This is a genomic window from uncultured Veillonella sp. (assembly GCF_934230905.1).
Lineage (GTDB): Bacteria > Bacillota > Negativicutes > Veillonellales > Veillonellaceae > Veillonella.
The window spans coordinates 1-21,413 of record NZ_CAKQFJ010000031.1 but is presented as its reverse complement, the minus strand read 5'-3'; the positions used below and the strand labels follow the sequence as shown (position 1 = coordinate 21,413).

At 36.9% G+C, this 21,413-nt stretch carries 17 protein-coding genes and 1 pseudogene; 17 read left to right on the top strand and 1 reads right to left on the bottom strand.

Annotated elements, in window-relative coordinates; genetic code table 11:
• The 4 genes and pseudogenes from Q0E20_RS08220 to ftsH all read left to right on the top strand — a co-directional run.
• Positions 1-383 (top strand): annotated as a pseudogene (locus tag Q0E20_RS08220) (phosphatase); the annotation flags it as partial.
• Positions 367-1,383 (top strand): tRNA lysidine(34) synthetase TilS, encoded by a 1,017-nt coding sequence (gene tilS / locus Q0E20_RS08215; RefSeq protein WP_295998825.1) that lies wholly within the window; start codon positions 367-369, stop codon positions 1,381-1,383. The pseudogene Q0E20_RS08220 and the gene tilS, both read left to right, overlap by 17 nt.
• 24 nt (positions 1,384-1,407) lie before the next feature.
• A complete protein-coding gene (hpt, locus tag Q0E20_RS08210; RefSeq protein WP_295998822.1) occupies positions 1,408-1,950 on the top strand; it encodes a hypoxanthine phosphoribosyltransferase in 543 nt (180 codons plus the stop codon).
• Between the two features lie 126 nt (positions 1,951-2,076).
• Positions 2,077-3,987, top strand: coding sequence for an ATP-dependent zinc metalloprotease FtsH (gene ftsH / locus Q0E20_RS08205; RefSeq protein ID WP_295998820.1), 1,911 nt, complete (start codon positions 2,077-2,079; stop codon positions 3,985-3,987).
• 153 nt (positions 3,988-4,140) lie between these two features.
• On the opposite strand, the gene Q0E20_RS08200 is transcribed toward ftsH, so the two are convergent.
• The gene (locus Q0E20_RS08200) at positions 4,141-5,484 is read right to left on the bottom strand and encodes a threonine/serine exporter ThrE family protein (RefSeq protein WP_295998818.1); all 1,344 of its coding nucleotides are present in this window, start codon (positions 5,482-5,484) and stop codon (positions 4,141-4,143) included.
• 214 nt (positions 5,485-5,698) lie between these two features.
• On the opposite strand from Q0E20_RS08200, the gene Q0E20_RS08195 reads away from it, so the two are divergent.
• From Q0E20_RS08195 to Q0E20_RS08135, 13 genes are all read left to right on the top strand, one after another.
• Positions 5,699-6,673: a biotin--[acetyl-CoA-carboxylase] ligase gene (locus Q0E20_RS08195; RefSeq protein WP_295998816.1), complete on the top strand. Its 975-nt coding sequence runs from the start codon at positions 5,699-5,701 to the stop codon at positions 6,671-6,673.
• Between the two features lie 9 nt (positions 6,674-6,682).
• Positions 6,683-7,450, top strand: a complete 768-nt coding sequence (locus tag Q0E20_RS08190; RefSeq protein WP_295998814.1) for a type III pantothenate kinase — start codon at positions 6,683-6,685, stop codon at positions 7,448-7,450.
• 91 nt (positions 7,451-7,541) lie between these two features.
• Positions 7,542-8,534, top strand: coding sequence for a tRNA dihydrouridine synthase DusB (gene dusB, locus Q0E20_RS08185; protein ID WP_295998812.1), 993 nt, complete (start codon positions 7,542-7,544; stop codon positions 8,532-8,534).
• A gap of 112 nt (positions 8,535-8,646) precedes the next feature.
• Positions 8,647-9,120: a transcription elongation factor GreA gene (gene greA, locus Q0E20_RS08180; RefSeq protein ID WP_295998809.1), complete on the top strand. Its 474-nt coding sequence runs from the start codon at positions 8,647-8,649 to the stop codon at positions 9,118-9,120.
• Positions 9,121-9,146: 26 nt separating this feature from the next.
• On the top strand, positions 9,147-10,664 hold the full coding sequence (lysS, locus tag Q0E20_RS08175; protein WP_295998807.1) for a lysine--tRNA ligase: 1,518 nt from the start codon (positions 9,147-9,149) through the stop codon (positions 10,662-10,664).
• A gap of 321 nt (positions 10,665-10,985) precedes the next feature.
• Entirely contained in the window at positions 10,986-13,160 is a 2,175-nt protein-coding gene (gene speF / locus Q0E20_RS08170) for an ornithine decarboxylase SpeF (RefSeq protein ID WP_295998806.1), read from the top strand.
• Positions 13,161-13,225: 65 nt separating this feature from the next.
• Positions 13,226-14,545 (top strand): putrescine-ornithine antiporter, encoded by a 1,320-nt coding sequence (gene potE, locus Q0E20_RS08165; RefSeq protein WP_295998803.1) that lies wholly within the window; start codon positions 13,226-13,228, stop codon positions 14,543-14,545.
• 161 nt (positions 14,546-14,706) lie between these two features.
• A complete protein-coding gene (locus Q0E20_RS08160) occupies positions 14,707-15,660 on the top strand; it encodes a cation diffusion facilitator family transporter (RefSeq protein WP_295998801.1) in 954 nt (317 codons plus the stop codon).
• A gap of 72 nt (positions 15,661-15,732) precedes the next feature.
• Positions 15,733-17,013 carry a serine--tRNA ligase gene (serS, locus tag Q0E20_RS08155; RefSeq protein ID WP_295998798.1) on the top strand — a complete coding sequence of 427 codons (1,281 nt, stop codon included), beginning with the start codon at positions 15,733-15,735 and terminating at the stop codon, positions 17,011-17,013.
• Between the two features lie 9 nt (positions 17,014-17,022).
• On the top strand, positions 17,023-17,667 hold the full coding sequence (gene fsa, locus Q0E20_RS08150) for a fructose-6-phosphate aldolase (protein ID WP_295998795.1): 645 nt from the start codon (positions 17,023-17,025) through the stop codon (positions 17,665-17,667).
• A 33-nt stretch (positions 17,668-17,700) separates the two neighbouring features.
• On the top strand, positions 17,701-18,663 hold the full coding sequence (gene glpX / locus Q0E20_RS08145; RefSeq protein ID WP_295998792.1) for a class II fructose-bisphosphatase: 963 nt from the start codon (positions 17,701-17,703) through the stop codon (positions 18,661-18,663).
• Between the two features lie 182 nt (positions 18,664-18,845).
• The gene (gene murA / locus Q0E20_RS08140) at positions 18,846-20,111 is read left to right on the top strand and encodes a UDP-N-acetylglucosamine 1-carboxyvinyltransferase (RefSeq protein WP_295998789.1); all 1,266 of its coding nucleotides are present in this window, start codon (positions 18,846-18,848) and stop codon (positions 20,109-20,111) included.
• 49 nt (positions 20,112-20,160) lie between these two features.
• Positions 20,161-21,390: a rod shape-determining protein gene (locus Q0E20_RS08135; RefSeq protein ID WP_295998827.1), complete on the top strand. Its 1,230-nt coding sequence runs from the start codon at positions 20,161-20,163 to the stop codon at positions 21,388-21,390.
• Positions 21,391-21,413: the final 23 nt, after the last annotated feature.

The following is a 21,413-nucleotide window of genomic DNA, read 5'->3' as shown; positions in this document are numbered from 1 at the left end:
TATGGGAAGAAACACAATTTTTATGGGACCCTATGATGATAGAAGGCCCTTTTGGTGATTTTATTGGTATTGGTGGAACTATTACAACATTAGCTGCAATTGATTTAAAATTGATAGAATACGATGGTAATAAAATTCAAGGTCATAAATTAACTAGAGAATGTGTAGAAGGTATTATCTTGCAGTTGCGCTATATGAGTCGTGATGAACGGTTACATGTACCAGGTTTACAGCCCGGTCGAGTAGATATTATTATAAGCGGTGCAGAAATATTAACATCATTTATGGATGCCTATGAGATTCCCCATATTTTTGTAAGTGAACAAGATGGAATGGAAGCATTACAGCAAGAATTGATTATAAGTTATGATGAAAAAGCATGATAAATCAACACCTAAACTAATTAAACAACTCTATAGACTAGTTAATAAAACTTTGAAGGATAATAATCTATTCCCTAATGAGGCGCGAATTTTAGTTGCTTGCTCAGGTGGATCAGACTCTATGGTTTTATTAGACCTTTTACAATATTTAAAGATACATAGAAAATCATTGTGGACAATTGGTGTTACTACGATGGATCATTCTATTCGTAGAGAAGGTCTATTTGAATTACAAATGGTTGAATCGTATTGTAAGAATAGGGATTTACCATTTTGGGGGATAAAAAAGGATATTCCTCTTATGGCACAAGAGCGAAAGGAGTCGTTAGAGACTGTTGGTCGATGTGAGCGCTATAAGTGGTTTAATGAATTGGCTGAACGTGAACACTATGATTATATTGTCACTGCTCATCATAAGGATGATCAAGGGGAAACCATTTTAGCACACATATTGCGCGGGTCTGGTATCAAAGGTATTACCGGCATGTCTGTGATAAGTCATGATTACACTGTTCCTATAGTTAGACCTCTATTGGCGGTTACAAAAGATGAAATATTAGAATATGCTCGTTTGCAGAATATTGAATATTGCGTGGATGCGTCTAATAAAGATGTGAAATATAATAGAAACCGCATTCGTCATGAGGTAATTCCTACGTTACAAACAATTAATTCCAATGTAGTAGATGCTTTATGTAGATTGGGCGATATTGCTCAAGTTGATGAGGCTTTTCTCAATGGTGAAAGCCAGCGTTTATTTACGCAGTTAGTACGACCTGTAGATAATGGATTTCAGATGTCTAGGCGTTGTATGCGGGCACTACCGCTCGCTATGCAGCGGCGATTGTGGCAATTGATGATACCTAGTGTTTCACTATCCCTATCGCATCAAGAACAATTGGCACATATTGTAAGAACAGGAGAAGCTAAAACTTTCTTTATTGAAAAAGTTACAATTAACGCACAATATGATACAATACATGTATATTGCAAACATTAGATATAGATCCGGGAGGTCTTATATATGCATCAAGATATAAAAGAGATTTTATATTCTCAAGAACAATTAAAAACTCGTATTAGTGAGCTCGGTGCGGAAATTAGCAAAGATTATGCTCATGATTCTGTTGTATTAGTTGGTGTTTTGAAGGGCGCTGTTGTTTTTTTTACTGATTTGGCCCGTACTATCGATGGTACAGTAGATGTATCTTTTGATTTTATTTCTTGCTCTAGTTATGGTGATGGTACGACAAGTACTGGTGTAGTCCGAATTTTGAAAGATTTGGACCGTTCCGTAGAAGGTAAGAATGTACTCGTTGTAGAAGATATTGTGGATACAGGTACCACTCTTCATTATTTATTAGATAATTTGAAGGCTCGCGGTGCTAAGAGCGTACGACTTGTAGCTCTTCTTAATAAACCTGAACGTCGAAAAATGGATGTTGATGTCGATTATGTAGGTTTTACTGTGCCAGATTATTTTGTTGTTGGGTATGGTTTGGATTATGCTGAAAAATATCGCCATTTACCATATATTGGTATCTTGAAAGAATCCATTTACCAATAATAATCTAATATATTTCTAACTAGATAATAATAGCGAGTATTTGTTCGCTTACTTGTGATATAATATAATAATGCATATCATTATGCATTAAAAGTGTTATATATTACATGTGAAAGGAGTAATTTTTTGAGTCAATTTAGTAAAAAACTCGTCCTTTACTTACTTATCATTGCAATCGCCGTTTTTGCTATAGATTCCCTAGCTGGGCAGAATACTAATAAAGCCGAAATGAGTTATACCGGTTTTGTACAACAGGTACAACAAAAAAAGGTTGAATCGGTAACGATTACAAATGACCATGGGATTAAAGGAAAATTAAAAAATGGTACAGAGTTTGTATCCTATGCACCATCTGATGATACACTGATTAAAACATTGACAGATAATGGTGTTGAAATTACTGCTGCACCACCAGAACAACCATCTTGGTGGGTTAGTTTATTAGGTTCTGCTATTCCAATCATCATTCTTGTTGTTGTATTTTTCTTTATTATGCAACAAACACAAGGTGGCGGTGGTCGTGTGATGAACTTTGGCAAAAGTCGTGCTAAGATGATGGGCGATGGCAATGTAAAGGTAAAATTCAACGATGTAGCTGGTGCCGAAGAGGCAAAACAAGAATTGACTGAGGTTGTAGAATTTTTAAAAGACCCAGGTAAATTTACAAGTATTGGAGCAACTATTCCTAAAGGTGTTTTACTAGCTGGACCTCCAGGTACAGGGAAAACATTATTGGCAAAAGCGGTAGCTGGTGAAGCAGGTGTTCCATTCTTTACCATTTCTGGTTCCGATTTTGTAGAAATGTTTGTCGGTGTCGGTGCTTCTCGTGTGCGGGATTTGTTTAGTCAAGCTAAAAAGAATGCCCCTTGTATTATTTTTATCGATGAAATTGATGCGGTTGGTCGTCAACGTGGTGCTGGTCTTGGTGGGGGTCATGATGAACGTGAACAAACGCTAAACCAATTACTTGTTGAAATGGATGGCTTTGGTGCCAATGAAGGCATCATTACTCTTGCCGCAACAAATAGACCAGATATTTTGGACCCTGCATTATTGCGTCCTGGTCGCTTTGATAGACAAGTTGTTGTTGGACGTCCAGATCTTCATGGACGTGAAGCAATTCTTAAGGTTCATGCACGTAATAAACCATTGGCGGATGATGTTGATTTAAAAACAATTGCGAAAAAGACACCTGGTTTTACAGGTGCTGATTTGAGCAACTTGTTAAATGAAGCAGCTTTATTAGCGGCTCGTTTGAATAAAAAAGTTATCACTATGGCTGAATTAGAAGAAGCTAGTGAAAAGGTTAGCATGGGCCCTGAACGCCGCAGTCACATTGTGAGCGAAAAGGATCGTAAGTTGACCGCTTATCATGAATCTGGTCATGCCATAGTGGCTCATTTATTGCCACATGCAAACCCTGTTCATAAGGTAACGATTATTCCGCGCGGTTATGCTGGTGGATATACGATGATGTTACCTAAAGAAGAACATGATTATAAAACGAAGGCTCAACTATTAGCTGATATACGAGTTGCATTAGGCGGTCGTATTGCAGAGGCTCTTGTACTTGGTGATATTAGTACTGGTGCTTCTGGCGACTTACAAAGTGTAACAAATACGGCACGATCCATGGTTACCCGTTGGGGGATGAGTGATACGTTGGGACCTATCGTATTTGGTGAACAACAAGAGCAAGTGTTCCTTGGTAAAAATATTGGTCATGAACGTAACTATGGTGAAGAGGTTGCAAGTAAGATTGATGTTGAAATTCATCATATTGTAGATGAAGCATATCGCGATGTAGAACAACTCTTAACAGATAACATGGATTTCTTACATAATATGGCAAAAGCTTTATTAGAAGAAGAAACCATTGATGCTAAGGCTGTTGAAAATCTTCATAAATATGGTACTACTAAGGCTCCTGATGAAACAGAAGCGCCTACAGTAAGTCATGTGGATGCAGTAATTTCCATGCCTAATTCTACTGAAGAAACTAAGACAAGCTCTACAGAATCTGATGTGCAATCTTAATACATAACTAAGGGGCTGTAACAAAACAGCCCCTTACATCTAAAAAGCTATTAGTTGATTATATGAAATTAATCAACTAATAGCTTTTTAGTATTTTTAAGCAAAAAGGGACTCAAAGACCCCTTTTCAGCACCATTATTTGTTAAAAAACTTTTATTGACCATCGCTCGCATGTCTTGTAGCCATTAATTCTTGGGTACGTTGATTTTTCCGCTTTTGAAGGTATCGTTGAGCAAGAACATTTGGTATAGCCACGCCGACTGCAATACCAATGATGGATAAAACACCTGTGGTTCCGTTTTGAGCCATATAAAGTAATCCTGATTCATTTAATGAATTTATATGCAAGATATCAAAGAGAAAACGATAGAGTAAAATCCCAGGCATTAATGAGATAGCCGATGGTACAACTAGAACAGGGCCAGATGTATGTAGCCACGAAGATAGTTTAACAAATATTATACTCATAATAGCCGCACCTACAAATGTAGCTCCTGGTAAGGTGAAGCCATACTGTAATAGCATTAAATTTCTTAAAGTAACACAAAGGACACCACCTAGTCCAATATATGGTAACAGACGGGTTGGAGCATTAAATAGTACAGCAAATGAAGCGGCAGCGACGAATGATCCAATAACCTGTTCTATAGATAAAATGTGAGGTTTAATATCTACAAAATTAAATGCTGGTAGTGGACTAAAATATAAGGCCATAGCCATACCCAGCGTCATACTGCCAACAATTAGTAATGTGCGAATAGCACGTGTTATGCCAGATAAAATATGGTTGTTTATTGTATCCGTAACAGAGTTAATAAGTGGTACACCTGGAATCATAAAAAGGGTACAACAGACGAGCACATATACAAGAGATCCCAGTTCAATGAATGAATAAAAGCCATAGGCAATGAACATAGCTGTAAAGGCACAAAGAGCATTACCTAAATACTCGTTAAAGCCCAGACGTTGAGATAAGCTTCTTATAAAGTACCCACATAAGGAACATATAAATGTTACTGCTAATGCAATCATATCAGCGCTATATAAAAAGGCTAATCCTGCGGATCCTAATGAGCAGGCAATGCCTTTTAACCAGTCTGGATATATAGGAATTGTATGCTGTAATTTTTTCATTAGACGTTCGTAGGTTGTTAAAGAGTAATGGCGTTCAAAGGCTCGCCAAGTTAGTTTTGATACAGCATTTATCATGGCCATATTCGGTATGTGGACCGGAGTTTTTCTAAAAACAGTTATAGAACGCTCCTGATGAAAAATATTAATCATAATCGTTGTATAACTAATATGTATGTTTAAATAGCTGTGTGGAATTCCCATAAAGGTAGCTGCTTGTTGAATTTCAGAGCTTATGCGTCCTGTATCGGCACCACATTCCATAAGAAGTTTCCCGATATTTAATAATACATCCAATTTTCTGTGGATATGGATAAAGGGGGTTTCTAAGACTTCATTTTTTTCTTCTAATGTAAATTGCTTCATAGATACTCCTTATTTTTATTGTAGTATTTTTATTATACTATTAATGAGGTATAATTTCATACAACAATCTATTTGTCTACTATATTGAAATTTATAAGTAGATAGTAGGGACTTTTATAAATGATTATTTATTAGATTTATAAATAATGCTTGCATTTTAAAGGGCTCACTTGTACAATCGAATTGTAAACCGTCAGGAAAAGGGGGCCTTGTTATGCGTGATGAAGTATTAGAGTTCTTAAGACAGAATCAAGGTGGTTTTGTTTCTGGTCAAGACATGTCAGAAGCATGTCATGTGTCGCGTACTGCCATTTGGAAGCATATAAAAGCACTAAGACAAAAGGGCTATAAAATTGAGTCCTATACTAAGCGTGGTTATCGTTTGTTGGAGGAACCAGATTTGTTAAGTCCATTAGCCATGAAACAAATATTGAATACCGATGTTTTTGGTAAGCGGTATGTATATATGGATACAACTGAATCGACTAATTTAGAAGCTCGTAGATTGGCTCAACAAGGTGCAGAGGAAGGAACTGTAGTTGTTACAGAAGAACAGGCTGCAGGCCGAGGTCGTTTATCTCGTGGTTGGTATTCTCCATTTGGAAAAGGCTTGTGGTTTAGTCTCATTTTGCGCCCCGATTTCCCTCCTGTAGAAGCACCCAAATGCACATTGATGGCGGCCGTAGCATTAACTAAAGCTTTTCATAAAATGGGGCTTACTAATGCTGGTATCAAATGGCCTAATGATATATTGGTGAATGGACGTAAGCTTGTTGGAATATTAACGGAATTTTCTGGTTCGATGGAAGAAATATCCTATATTGTTATGGGGATAGGTGTCAATGTTAAAACTAAACAAGAGGAATTACCAGAAGAGATTAAACAGATTGCTACGTCACTTTTGATGGAAGGTATTGATATTGAACGGACTGAAGCTTTCAAAATTATTTTGGAAGAATTGGAACACCAGTATTATGAAGTATTAGATTGTGGATTTGATGATACTTTGAATGAGTGGCGTAAGCTAAGTGTTACTTTACATCAAGAAATCGAGGTTAGAGCACCTGGTAGTACTTATGAAGGTGTAGCTACTGATATTGATAATGATGGTAATTTATTGGTTAAAACATCTAATGGAGATATTAAACGGATTGTTGCTGGCGATGTTTCTATACGGCCACGCAAATAGGAGGAATACATGTTATTAGTAATTGATGTGGGAAACACTAATATTGTTCTCGGTGTTTACGATCATAAAAATTTAGTAGGACATTGGAGAATTTCTACAGACCGTGTGCGGACCACTGACGAATATGGCATGTTGATGATGAACTTATTTTTTCATGACCGCAAAGTTGATGCAAAGGATATTAAGGCTATCATTATTTCCTCTGTAGTACCTCCACTAATGCCTACATTAGAACGGGTTTGTTTGCGCTACTTTAATGTAAATCCAATTATTGTAGGTCCTGGTACAAAAACAGGGATTGCTATTAAATATGATAATCCACGCGAGGTAGGTGCCGATCGTATTGTTAATGCAGTAGCAGCTAATGCAGTATATGAAGGTCCATTGATTATCATTGATTTTGGCACAGCCACTACTTATTGTGCAGTACTTGGTAATGGTGATTATATTGGTGGTGTTATTACACCAGGTGTGACAATTTCCGCTGAGGCTCTATTCCAACGAGCCGCAAAATTACCGCGTATTGAGGTAAAAGATCCTGGTCAGGTTATTAATCGTAATACTGTATCCTCCATGCAATCTGGGATGTTTTATGGTTATGTAGGTCAAGTAGAAGGACTCGTAGCACGTATGAAAGCTGAAATGGGTGGTGATGTAACCGTTGTGGCGACAGGCGGTTTGGCACAGCTTATCAGTAGTGCTACTGATTGCATTGATCATGTAGAACCGATGCTTACATTGGAAGGGCTTCGCCTCATTTACGAACGAAATAAATAATGGTACTATAGTAGAGTTGATTGTAATTATAGTATGAATGCATAACAACAGGTACGGCTTTGGCTGTACCTGTTTTATTAGGTGAATAATAATGAAAGAAACGTGGACTATTGGTAATGTGTCCATTTCTGGTAAGGCTATTTTGGCTCCGATGGCAGGGGTTAGTGATATCGCATATCGACTTCTAGCTAAAGAGCATGGCGCATCTATGGTTTGTACAGAAATGGTTAGCGCTATGGGCATAAAATATAAAAATGAACGTACACATGATTTGTTGCGTATGGAAAAAGTGGAACACCCCGTATCCATGCAGATATTTGGCTCAGATCCGGAAGCAATCGCTTTAGGCGCAAAGGTTGTAGCTAACGCAGGGGCGGATATTGTAGATATCAATATGGGGTGTCCTGTAAAAAAAGTTGTTTCTAGTGGCGATGGTTCTGCATTAATGAAGACTCCAGATTTGGCTGCACGTGTAGCGGAGGCTGCTGTGAATGCTGTTGATGTACCGGTTACTGTGAAAATGCGTATCGGTTGGGATAACGAGCATATTAATGTGGTTGATTTTGCCAAACGTATTGAAAGCACCGGAGTATCGGCAGTTGCTGTTCATGGTCGAACACGAGAACAGATGTATATGGGACGTGCTGATTGGTCCTATATTAAAGAAGTTAAGGATGCTCTGTCCATTCCTGTTATTGGAAATGGAGATATATGGACACCAGAAGATGCTTTCCATATGATAGAAGAAACAGGCTGTGATGCGGTCATGATTGGTCGTGGTGCACAAGGTAATCCTTGGATTTTTGAACGAGTAAATCACTATCTAGATACAGGGGTTATCATTTCAGCGCCCACCTATTTGGACCGATTAGATATGTTACTTAAACATTTTGAATTATTATGCCAATATAAAGGGCCATCTATAGGAATAAAGGAGATTCGAACACATGCTGGTTGGTATATGAAAGGGATGCCTGAATCGGCGTATTGGCGTAATCGAGTAAATACAATTCATACTATTGAAAGTTTTAAAAAAGAACTTTTTACATATAGAGAACTCTTAGTAACAGGGGACTTACATTGACAAATATAGGGGTTCTTAGTATAATTGATTAAAAATTACAGATGCAAGATAAGGTGTCATCGTACTGTGACACTTTTTCTATTATTTATATGAAGAAAGACTAGGAGAATTCATGGCAGACGTAAAAGAAACATTACTTACAGCCGAAGGGTTGAAAAAACTTGAGGATGAATTAGCATATTATAAATCTGTGCGCCGTATAGAGGTGTCACAACGTATTAAAACAGCTATTGAATATGGCGATATTAGTGAAAACTCCGAATATGATGATGCTAAAAATGAACAAGCATTTATTGAAGGGTATATTTCTGAATTAGAAAATAAGATTAATACTGCAAAAATCATTGATGAGTCAGTTAGTGGGGATGTTGTATCTGTAGGTAGTAAGGTTACATTATTAGATACTATGTACAATGATGAGTTGGAGTATGTTATTGTTGGTTCTTCTGAAGCAGACCCTTTCAATAATCGTATTTCTAATGAGTCACCGGTAGGTAAAGCTATTTTGGGTAAACGTAAGGGCGATGAAGTAGAAGTATCTACACCTGATGGTCCTGTTACTTTCAAAGTGTTAGCAATTCAATAATTTTCATTTTACGAAGAGGCGATAACATGAGTGAAGAAATTAAAAACTTACAAGAAGAACTAAATGATCAAATGCAAATTCGCCGCGATAAATTGGCTGAATATGAAGCTGAGGGTGTGTACCCATTTGGTCAAAGATTTATCGTTAAGGACCATGCTAAAGATATCAAAGATGATTTCTTAAATTATGAAGATCAACCTACAGTTATTGCAGGTCGTTTGATAACTATGCGTTCACATGGTAAAACTGCATTTGCTAATATTCGTGATTTATCTGGTGATATCCAAGTATATTTCCGCAAAGATATTTTGGGCGAAGATAACTATAAATTTGTAAAAATGCTTGATATTGGCGATATTGTTGGTATCGAAGGTCATGTATTTAGAACTCACAGTGGTGAGGTTACTATTAAAGTCAATAAATTAACGTTGTTATCTAAATCTTTGCGTCCATTACCTGAAAAATGGCATGGTTTGAAAGATACTGAGCTTCGTTATCGTCAACGTTATGTGGATTTAATTGTAAATCCTGAAGTGCGTGATACATTTATTAAACGTTCTCAAATTGTTGCTAAAATTCGCGAATATATGATGCGTGATGGTTTTATGGAAGTAGAAACACCGATGATGCATGCTATTCCTGGTGGTGCGGCAGCTCGTCCATTTATTACTCATCACAATGCACTTGATATTGATATTTATATGCGTATTGCTCCAGAATTGTACTTAAAACGTTTAATCGTAGGTGGTATGGAGCGCGTTTTTGAAATGAATCGCTGTTTCCGTAATGAAGGTATTGATAATCGTCATAACCCTGAATTTACAACGATTGAGTCTTATCAGGCTTATGGTGATGTAGAAGATGCGATTCGTTTAACAGAAAATCTTGTTTCTTATTGTGCGCAAGAGGTCCTTGGCACACAAGAAATTACATATCAAGGTACAGAAATTAATTTAACTCCACCATGGAATCGTATTACAATGGCTGAAGGTGTAAAAAAATATACTGGTGAAGATTTTGATGCTGTAACAACTGTGGAAGAAGCACGTGCCATTGCAGATCGTTTAAATGTAGAGTATACATCTAATGATGGTATTGGTAAAATTTTAAATCTTTGCTTTGAAGATTATGTAGAAGAAAACTTGATTCAACCGACTATTGTATATGGTCATCCAAAAGAAATTTCTCCACTTGCGAAAGCTAGTCGTGAAAATCCATTAGCGACAGAACGTTTTGAAGCGTTTATTTATGGTCGTGAATTAGCCAATGGTTTTTCAGAATTAAATGATCCAATTGATCAAAAACAACGATTCTTGGATCAATTGAAAGAACGTGAAGCTGGTGATGATGAAGCTCATCGTATGGATGAAGACTTTGTTAATGCTCTTGAATACGGATTACCACCAACAGCAGGTCTTGGTGTTGGTATTGACCGTCTTGTTATGTTCTTGACAGATTCTGCATCCATTCGTGATGTATTGTTGTTCCCATTAATGAAACCTGAAGCTGTAAAAGTGCAAGATACAGAAGAAATAACTGAATAATATTTGAAACAGGCTGTAACAGAATGTGATAAAGTCACATTCTAGTTACAGCCTGTTTTGTCTAATATATTGAATATTACATCCCATATTTTAATGTAATATTCATTTTTCTAAAAATGCATAATGATGAAAAAGACATGCGTTATACATATAATACATATCTATAAATTGCATTGTGTAAATGTTAAAATATAAATGTAAAATATATATACCTAGTTAACTGAGATAGCTATCAATTATTAAAGGGGTATAACATCTTATATTTATGTATATGATTCGTATTTATTTAAATTACATTTGCTCTTTTAGGAGGATCATAGTATGAAACATATGAATGTTGCATTTTCTCATAAGGCACAATATTATTTTGGCCCTTTAGAAGGTCGTACAAGTGTAGATTTAAGTCAAACTGATTTTACAGACATAGCAGCAATCGTTATTAGTGAAAATGATACGGCTATCTTAGATAATGAAATAGTAAAATCTTTTGGCATTCCTGTTTTCTTGGTTGTCTTTGATAAATCTGTAGATATAGATCCATTTATGGGAAAAGTAGAACGTGTTATTGATGGTTCTAGTACAAATTTTGATTTATATAAACGTCAAATTGAAGCTGCAGCTGCAAAGTATGAATCGTCCATGTTGCCTCCATTTTTCCAAGCACTTTCAAACTATGTAGAAGATGGAAATTCTCAATTTGATTGTCCAGGACATCAAGGTGGGCAATTTTTCTGTAAACATCCGGCAGGTCGTGCATTTTATGATTTTTTTGGTGAAAATGTATTCCGTGCAGACCTCTGTAATGCTGATGTAAAATTAGGAGATCTTTTAATTCACGAAGGGTCTGCTGTGGAGGCACAGCAACATGCAGCTCAAGTTTATAATGCAGACAAAACTTATTTCGTTTTAAATGGTACATCCTCCTCTAATAAAGTTGTGTTAAATGCATTACTAACACCGGGCGATATTGTTTTATATGATCGTAACAATCATAAATCTATTTGTCATGGTGCATTAGTTATGTCTGGAGCAACACCTGTATATTTAGAAACTGCACGTAATCCATTTGGTTCAATTGGTGGTATTTTAGAACATTGTTTTGATGAAAAATATATCCGAGATTTGATTGCTGAAAAAGATCCAGAAAAAGCAAAAGCTGAACGTCCTATTCGATTAGCAGTTATTCAGCTCGGGACTTACGATGGAACTATTTACAATGCTCGACAAGTTGTTGATAAAATAGGTCATCTTTGTGATTATATTTTCTTTGACTCCGCTTGGGTAGGTTATGAGCAGTTTATTCCTATGATGAAAGATTGTAGTCCATTATTATTAGAACTTGGACCTAATGATCCGGGAATTTTGGTAACTCAATCTGTGCATAAACAACAAGCTGGTTTCTCGCAAACTTCTCAAATTCATAAAAAAGATAAGCATATTAAAGGGCAAGATCGTTATGTAAATCATAAACGCCTTAATAATTCTTTTATGATGCATGCTTCTACGTCTCCATTTTATCCGTTGTTTGCTGCGCTTGATGTAAATGCCAAAATGCATGAAGGTGAAGCTGGTAAAAAATTATGGATTGAATGTGTAGAAACAGTTATTGATGCACGTAAATCGGTATTAAAACATTGTAAATATCTTCGTCCATTAGTACCACCAGTGGTACATGGTAAAAAATGGGAAGATGGGGATACAAAAGAAATGGCACAAGATGTGGATTATTTCGCATTTGAGCCTGATGCTAAATGGCATTCCTTTAAAGGGTATGGTAAGGGTCAATACTTTATCGATCCATGTAAATTCCAATTGATTACTCCTGGTATCAATGTAGAAACAGGAGAATATGAATCTTTTGGTATTCATGCCAATATTCTTGCAAATTATTTACGTGAGAATGGTATCATTCCTGAAAAATGTGATTTAAATACAATCTTATTTTTAATGACTCCAGCAGAATCTAAAACTAAGATGAATGATTTAGTAGCTCAACTTGTTCGGTTTGAAGAATTGATTGATGCTGATGCACCGATGCAGGATGTATTACCTTCTATTTATTATGCTAATCTTGATAAATATAAAGGATACCATATCCGCCAATTATGCCAAGAAATGCATGATTTTTATAAGGATAGAAATGTAAGTACATTGCAACAACGCTTGTTCCTACATGATTATTTCCCAGAGTTTGTCATGAACCCTCAAGAGTCAAATTTTGAATTCCAACGTGGTAAAGGTGAGCTAGTACCATTAAGTGAAGCGGAAGGTCGTATTGCTCTTGAAGGTGCTCTTCCTTATCCTCCTGGAGTATTATGTGTACAACCTGGTGAACGTTGGTCTAGAACTGCATGTGATTACTTTTTAGCTCTTGAAGAAGGAATTAATAAATTGCCTGGTTTTGCTCCAGAAATTCAAGGTGTATATATCACCGCACAACCAGATGGAACTAAAAAAGCATATGGTTATGTATTAAAAAAAGAATTTGAAAAATAATTTAATTGTGTGCCGTCAGAGCAACTCTGACGGCGCCACAAATTAATAAAAAAGGTGGGAAAATTATGAGTACAGGCAAAAATAAGATGTCCGTATTGCAGTTGACCATTTTGACAGCTGTAAATATGATGGGATCCGGTATTATTATGTTGCCAACAAAGTTGGCACAGGTAGGCGCCCTTTCAATTGTATCTTGGTTAATTACAGCTGTAGGCTCCATGTGCTTGGCATACGCATTTGCAAAATGCGGTATGTATAGCCGAAAAGGCGGCGGCATGGGTGGTTATGCTGAATATTCTTTCGGTAAAGCCGGAAACTTTATGGCGAATTACACCTATGGTGTTTCTCTTTTAATTGCTAATATTGCGATTGCTATTTCAGCAGTAGGGTACGCCGCAACTTTTGCTGATGCAACATTAACCCCATTAATGACTGGTATTTATACAATTTTTACATTATGGTTAGCAACAGTATTAAATTTTGGCGGTGCTAGTATTACAGGCCGTGTATCTAGCTTTACTGTGTGGGGCGTTATTGCGCCAGTACTTGTTATTAGCACGGTTGGTTGGGCGTATTTCTCTTCTGATATGTATGTAGCGAATTGGAATGTAAACAATATACCATTTGGCGAAGCGGCAACTAACTCCATTGCTATGACATTATGGGCTTTTTTGGGGCTTGAATCTGCTTGTGCCAATGCTGATGCTGTTGATAATCCAGAAAAGAATGTACCTAAAGCTGTTCTTGGTGGAACACTAGGGGCTGCAGTTATCTATATCGTATCTACAAATATGATTTTCGGTATTGTCCCTGCTAATGAACTTGTAAACAGTAATGCTCCATTTGGATTGGCATTTGCCTCTATGTTTAATGGTACTATTGGTAAAGTTGTTATGGGCCTTATGGTTATGTCTTGTTTTGGTTCATTATTAGGATGGCAGTTTACTATTGCTAATGTATTTAAAGGAGCTGCAGATGAAGGGTACTTCCCTAAATTGTTCAGTAAAATTACTTCCAAAGATGCTCCTGTAGTTGGTATGATAACAATTACTATAATACAATCTTTTATGAGTTTAATGACGATTAGTCCTTCTTTAAGTGAGCAGTTTGAAACATTAGTTAATTTAGCCGTTGTAACTAATATTATTCCATATCTCTTATCTATGGGTGCGGTTATTGTGTTAATGAAAGCTGCGAAACGCAGTGGTAGTGAACTAAAAGGTACAACAATTATTGCATTTATTGGTTCATTGTATAGTTTATATGCCCTTTATGCATCTGGATTTGATGCTATGACATATGGTTCTATTGTAACTTTTGCAGGTTGGACCTTATACGGTTTCGTATCTGATCGCTTTGACTTAGAACGTAATATTGGTAAATAGTGTAATTAATATATTATAATGAGAGATAAGTATCCTCTTGTATGTGCCCTTTGCTAGTAGAAATTATAATTTTACTAGCAAAGGGCTTTTTTATGTAATTTTAAAAATATTCTAGGTTAAGGTATAATAAAATTATATAGAGAGAAATTAATGGAGGCATTATGGATATATTAGCTGCAAGGCGTTCAATAGAGCAACGACTACTTAAGCAATCTGTTGCATTGATGGCATTAGTAGCCATTAGTGGTACTATTATGGGGATGATTACTGGCTCCAGTGCTGTATTATTAGATGGCATATTTTCATTTATTGATGTCATTATTAAAATTATGATGCTTATGACTGCTAAGCTTGTAGCACGTGAAACTAGTAAGCGCTTTCAGTTTGGGTATTGGCAATTCGAGCCTCTTGTACTAGCTGTTGAGGGCTTTTTTATATTGCTAATTATTTTATATGCACTGATTAGTGGTGTAGAAGATTTATTAAATGGTGGTCGTCATGTAGATTTTGGTATTGCTATTTATTATGCTATATTTTTCACTATAGCTGATACAGCTTATTATTTTTATGTACATCGCATTAATAAAAGTTTGCAATCTAATCTTATTAAATTTGATAATGTCAGTTGGTCGGTTGATGCTTGGTTAGAAGCTGCTATTCTTATTAGTTTTGTAGCGGCAATTTTATTAGAAGAAACATCGTATAATCACTTAGCCGTGTATATCGATCCAATTGTTTTAATAGTATTGTCATTACAAATGATTCCATCTGTTATTAAAATTCTTGTACCATCTACAAAACAGATATTAGGGTGGGCTCCTTCGTCATTACATAATGAAGTACAAGAAATTATGGATCGTTTTATGGAAAAATATTCATTTAAAGATTACGTTACAAGTGTACAAGCTTATGGTAATTCACGTATTATTGAAATCGACATTTTAGTTCCAAAGAAGTTTCCCTATCAAACTATTGCAGAGCTTGATTCTATTCGAAATGAAATTGATGAGGAAATAGGTGGTAACCCTACAGAAAAATGGGTTACAATTTCCTTTACTGCTACCCGTAAATGGATGGCTAAAGATTACCTTCTCGATGAAGAAGATGATGAATAATACTATATTTTATGGTATACTTAAATGTATTAAAATACTAAATTGTACGACATAATAGAAGAGGCTGATACTATGTTAGATTTAAAATTTGTCCGAGAAAACCTTGAACTAGTAAAACAAAATTTAGAGAATCGTCATACAAAAGGTGATCTTGATACTTTTGTAGCTGCGTATGATGAACGTAAACAATTGATTCAAAAGGTAGAAGAATTAAAGGCATTACGTAATTCTGTTACTGAAAAAATCAGCCAATTAAAACGCAACAAAGAAAATGCAGATGATAAAATTGCAGAAATGAAACGCGTTGGTGATGAAATTTCTGAATTAGATGGTCGCATTCGTGAAGTAGAAGAATCTTTACGCAATGCCGCATTAATGCTGCCGAATATGTGTGATACATCTGTACCTGTTGGGGCGGATGAAGAAGAAAATGTAGAACAACGTAAATGGGGCGAACCACGTCAATTTGAATTTGAACCAAAAGCACACTGGGATCTTGGTGAAAATTTAGATATTCTTGATTTTAATCGTGCTGTAAAAATGTCTGGTGCGCGTTTTACCGTATATAAAGGCTTAGGTGCTCGTTTAGAACGTGCTCTTATTAATTTCATGGTTGATCTTCATGTTGATAAGCAAGGTTATACTGAAATGATGACACCATATATGGTAACTCGTGAGACTTTGACTGGCACAGGTCAGTTGCCTAAGTTTGCAGAAGATATGTATCATGTAGAGGATACTGAATATTTCTTGATTCCTACGGCTGAGGTGACGTTGACTAACTATCATAGTGGTGAAATCTTGAGCGAAGAGGAATTACCAAAATATTACACGGCGTTTACCGCATGTTTCCGTGCTGAAGCTGGTTCTGCTGGTCGTGATACGCGTGGTTTGATCCGTCAACACCAATTTAATAAGGTGGAAATGGTTAAACTTTCTAAGCCAGAAGATTCTTGGAATGAATTAGAAAAATTAACAGATAATGCGGAAGAAGTATTGCGTTTGTTAGAATTACCATTCCGTGTTATTACATTGTGTACTGGTGATATTGGTTTTGGCTCTGCCAAAACTTATGACGTAGAAGTATGGATGCCTGCACAAAATAAATATCGAGAAATCTCTTCTTGTTCTAATATGACAGACTTCCAAGCCCGCCGTGCAAACATTAAATTCCGTCGTGGTCCTAAAGGTAAACCTGAATTTGTTCATACTTTAAATGGTTCTGGTCTTGCAGTAGGTCGTACAGTAGCAGCAATTTTAGAAAATAATCAACAGCCAGATGGTTCTATTGTGATTCCTAAAGTGTTGGTTCCATATATGGGGGGCGTTGAAAAAATTACGCCAGCTAAATAAGGAGGTTTTATGAAGTTCTTTATTGATACAGCTGAATTTAGTGAAATTAAAGATGCTTATTCTTTTGGCTTTATCGATGGCGTAACAACGAATCCATCGTTAATAGTGAAAGCAAAACGCGATTTAAAACAAGTCATTAAAGAAATTGCTGATTTTGTAGAAGGCCCTGTTAGTGCTGAAGTTATCGCTGATGATGCTCCCGGTATGATTGCAGAAGCTCATGAACTCGTAAAATTGGGTTCTAATGTTGTTGTTAAAATTCCAATGACTCCAGAAGGATTAAAAGCTGTTGCAGTGCTTTCAAAAGAAGGTATTAAGACAAATGTAACTTTGATTTTCTCTGCAAATCAAGCTTTGTTGGCTGCTCGTGCTGGTGCAACTTTTGTGAGTCCTTTTGTAGGTCGTATTGATGATATTAGCATGGATGGATTGACATTGATTCAAGATATTGCGGACATCTTTGCTATTCACGGAATTAATACAGAAATTATCGCTGCTAGCGTACGTACACCATTGCATATTTTACAATGTGCGAAAGCTGGTGCTCATATTGCAACAGTGCCATATAAAGTGTTGTTACAAGCTATGAAACATCCTTTGACTGATGCGGGATTAGAAAAATTCATGGCTGATTGGAAACAAGCTAATCAATAAGTAATATAAACATCTTTTTAAGGAGGCCCTAAAATGGATCGTACTTTATCTCTAGAATTTGCTCGTGTGGTGGAAGCAGCTGCTCTTCGTAGTGGTCGTTTGTTAGGTCGTGGTCAAAAGGACGAAGCCGATGGTTTAGCTGTTGATGCAATGCGTCAAGCATTTGACTCCGTTCGTATTTCCGGTACTGTAGTTATCGGCGAAGGTGAAATCGATGAAGCGCCTATGTTATATATTGGTGAACATGTTGGTGCTGGCGGCCCAGAAGTAGATATTGCAGTAGATCCAATCGAAGGTACAAATTTGATTGCAAAAGGTCAAAATGGTGCGATTGCTGTTATGGCAATTGCTGAAAAGGGTGGCTTGCTACATGCACCTGATATGTACATGGAAAAAATCTGTGTAGGTCCTCGTGGCGCAGGTGCCATTGATATTACAAAATCTTTGACAGAAAATATCCAAAACGTAGCTGCAAAAATGGGCCGTAAGGTTGATGAAATTAACTTAGTAATGTTGGATCGTGAACGTCATCATGGTTTAATGAAAGAAGCTCGTGATTTAGGCGCTCGCATTATGCTGATTTCTGATGGTGATGTTAATCCTGCTATGGAATGTTGTATTGAAGGTTCCGGCGTACACATGGTAGTGGGAACAGGTGGTGCTCCAGAAGGCGTATTAGCTGCAGCTGCACTTAAATGTGTAGGTGGTGATATGCAAGCTCGTTTAAAACCTGAAAGTGATGAAGAAATTCGTCGTTGTCATGAAATGGGTATTAAAGATGTCAATCAAGTATTGACCTTAAATGATTTAGTAAGAAGTGATGATGTGATTTTTGCAGCAACTGCTATTACACGTGGTAATTTATTAAATCCAATTCAATATTTCCCAGGTGGTGCACGTACGCATACGATCGTAATGCGTTCCAAAACAGGTACTGTGCGATTCCTTGATACAATTCATATGAATGAAAAATTAACTACTTTGAAAGCGCGTTAAATACATTTCTTTTGGAATATATTGTAGTTTTCCCCCTAAGATTAGATTGATAATCTTAGGGGGTTTTACTTGATGAAGAAGCCTAAAAAATAGTATAATAATCGTTAGTATATAACAGTGTGACGAATATGGTTGTAAATAAATATAACCATTTTAATATAAGACATGTAGGAGGAATTCTTTTGGAAAAGCTCGTTATTCAAGGCGGTAATCAACTGAATGGTCGCGTGCGCGTTAGTAGTGCGAAAAATGCGGTATTGCCTATTATTGCAGCTACTTTATTGGCATCAACACCAAGTAAATTATTGGAAATTCCAAATTTAGAGGATGTTGGTACGATTTCCCAAGTAATTGAATCATTGGGCGTTAAGATTACACGAAACGAAGTGGATGACGAAATTATTTTTGACGCTTCTATGTTGACAGCGACGGAAGCTCCTTATGAATTAGTTCGGAAAATGAGAGCATCCTTCCTTGTAATGGGTCCATTATTAGCTCGTAAAGGTGAAGCAAAAATTTCTATGCCTGGTGGATGTGCTATCGGTGCACGCCCTATAGATCTACATTTAAAAGCTTTTGAAGCTTTGGGTGCTACTATTGAAATTACAGAAGATTATGTTTATGCACATGCACCAGAAGGGTTAAAAGGAACTCAAATTTATTTAGATTTCCCAAGTGTGGGTGCTACTGAAAACGTAATTATGGCTGCATCTATGGCAAAAGGTAAAACAGTTATCGAGAATGCCGCAGAAGAACCGGAGATTGTTGATTTAGCAACATTCTTAAATGCAATGGGCGCTAACATTCGTGGTGCGGGCACTAATGTGATTCGTATTGAAGGCGTAGATTCTTTGCATGGCGCTATTCATACTGTTATTCCTGATCGTATTGAAGCTGGTACATATTTAATTGCTGCTGCGATGGCTGGCGGAGATATTTTTGTAGAAAACGCATTGCCTGAACATTTAAAACCAGTGGTAGCTAAATTGAAAGAAGCAGGCGTTACAGTAGAAGAAGATATAGACGGTATTCGTGTTATTAGTACTGGCAAAGGCTTAAAAGCGGTAGATATTAAAACCTTACCATATCCTGGATTTCCTACAGATATGCAAGCTCAATTTATGGCGTTTACAACCATTGCAGAAGGTACGAGTACTGTAACAGAAACTGTATTTGAAAATCGTTTTATGCATGTTGCTGAATTGCGTAAAATGGGTGCTCATATTGATATCGATAATCGACAAGCTATTGTTGAAGGCATGCAATCCTTACATGGTGCTGTGGTAAATGCAACTGATTTACGCGCAGGGGCTGCTTTAGTTTGTGCAGGTTTAGCCGCAGAAGGTACAACAGAAATAGGTCGTTTGCATCATATTGATCGTGGTTATGATGATTTAGTAGGTAAATTGAAAAGGTTAGGTGCCGATATTGTTCGGGTTGACGAATAAGAACAAAAGGCCAAAACAGAATAATAAGAAACGAAGCCGGCGTAAACAAGTGCCGGCTTTGCGTCGCAGTCAAGATAATGATACGAACACTAAAAAAGAGTCGGTAGTAGAACGCACTTCTAGGGCTGCTATGGTAAAGGTGACAGAATTACGTCGTAAGGAACGTCGGCAAAAGCGGACAAAACCAATTGCAAAAACAACGCCAACGATGACCTTGAAACGTATCGTTTCTCCTCAGAATGTAGGAAATACAGTATCTAAATTTGGACGTTCTCTTACATTTGACTTAGGCATTGATTTAGGTACAGCTAATGTATTAATTTATGTTAAGGGAAAAGGTCTTGTGCTAGATGAACCAGCTTGTGTAGCGAAGGATACTCGGACTGGGGATGTATTAGCCTTAGGTGAAAGCGCAAGACGTATGATTGGCCGAACTCCAACAGGAATTGAAGTGATACGCCCTGTACAAGCTGGTGTTATTGCTGATTATGATATGACAGAATTTATGTTAAAGTATTTTATTCGGTCTGTTGTTCCTGCATCACGACTTATGAAAACACGTATTGTTGTATGCGTACCATCTGGTATTACTCCTGTAGAAAAACGTGCTATTCTAGAAGCGTTGCTAAGAACAGGTGCTAAGAAGACGGTTCTTATCGAAGAACCGTTAGCAGCAGCTATGGGAACAAATTTAAATGAAGCTGATAAGGTTGGTGCCATGGTCGTAGATATAGGTGGTGGCACCACCGACATCGCAGTCCTTTGTGATACTGGTGTCGTAGTGAGCGAATCGTTGCGTATAGGGGGCGATTCTTTTAATGAGGCCATTATTCAATATGTGCGACGTAAGAAAAAACTTGTTATTGGGCCTTTGACTGCAGAGGAAATCAAAATATCGGCAGGTACTGTAGATCGACGTTCTGAAGAACGAGAAGTAGTCATCAGGGGGCGTGATGTTATTACTGGTTTACCTAAAATGGTGACACTACATTCTTTAGAAATACAACGCGCATTAGAATCACAAGTTATGAGCATTCTTGAGGCTATTAAGTCCATACTAGAAAAAACACCTCCTGAATTAGTAGATGCTATAGGTGATCACGGCATCATTCTTACTGGCGGAGGGGCTTTAATTAGTGGGTTAGACCGAGTTATTTCTCGTTCCGTTGGCATTGCTGCTTATTTAGTTGAATTACCTAGATATGCTGTTATCAAAGGTGTCGCTAAAACATTAGATGAAATGTCATCGTTGAGAGATACATTAGAGGATTTACAATAAAATGTTAAAAGCTGAGGTGAGAT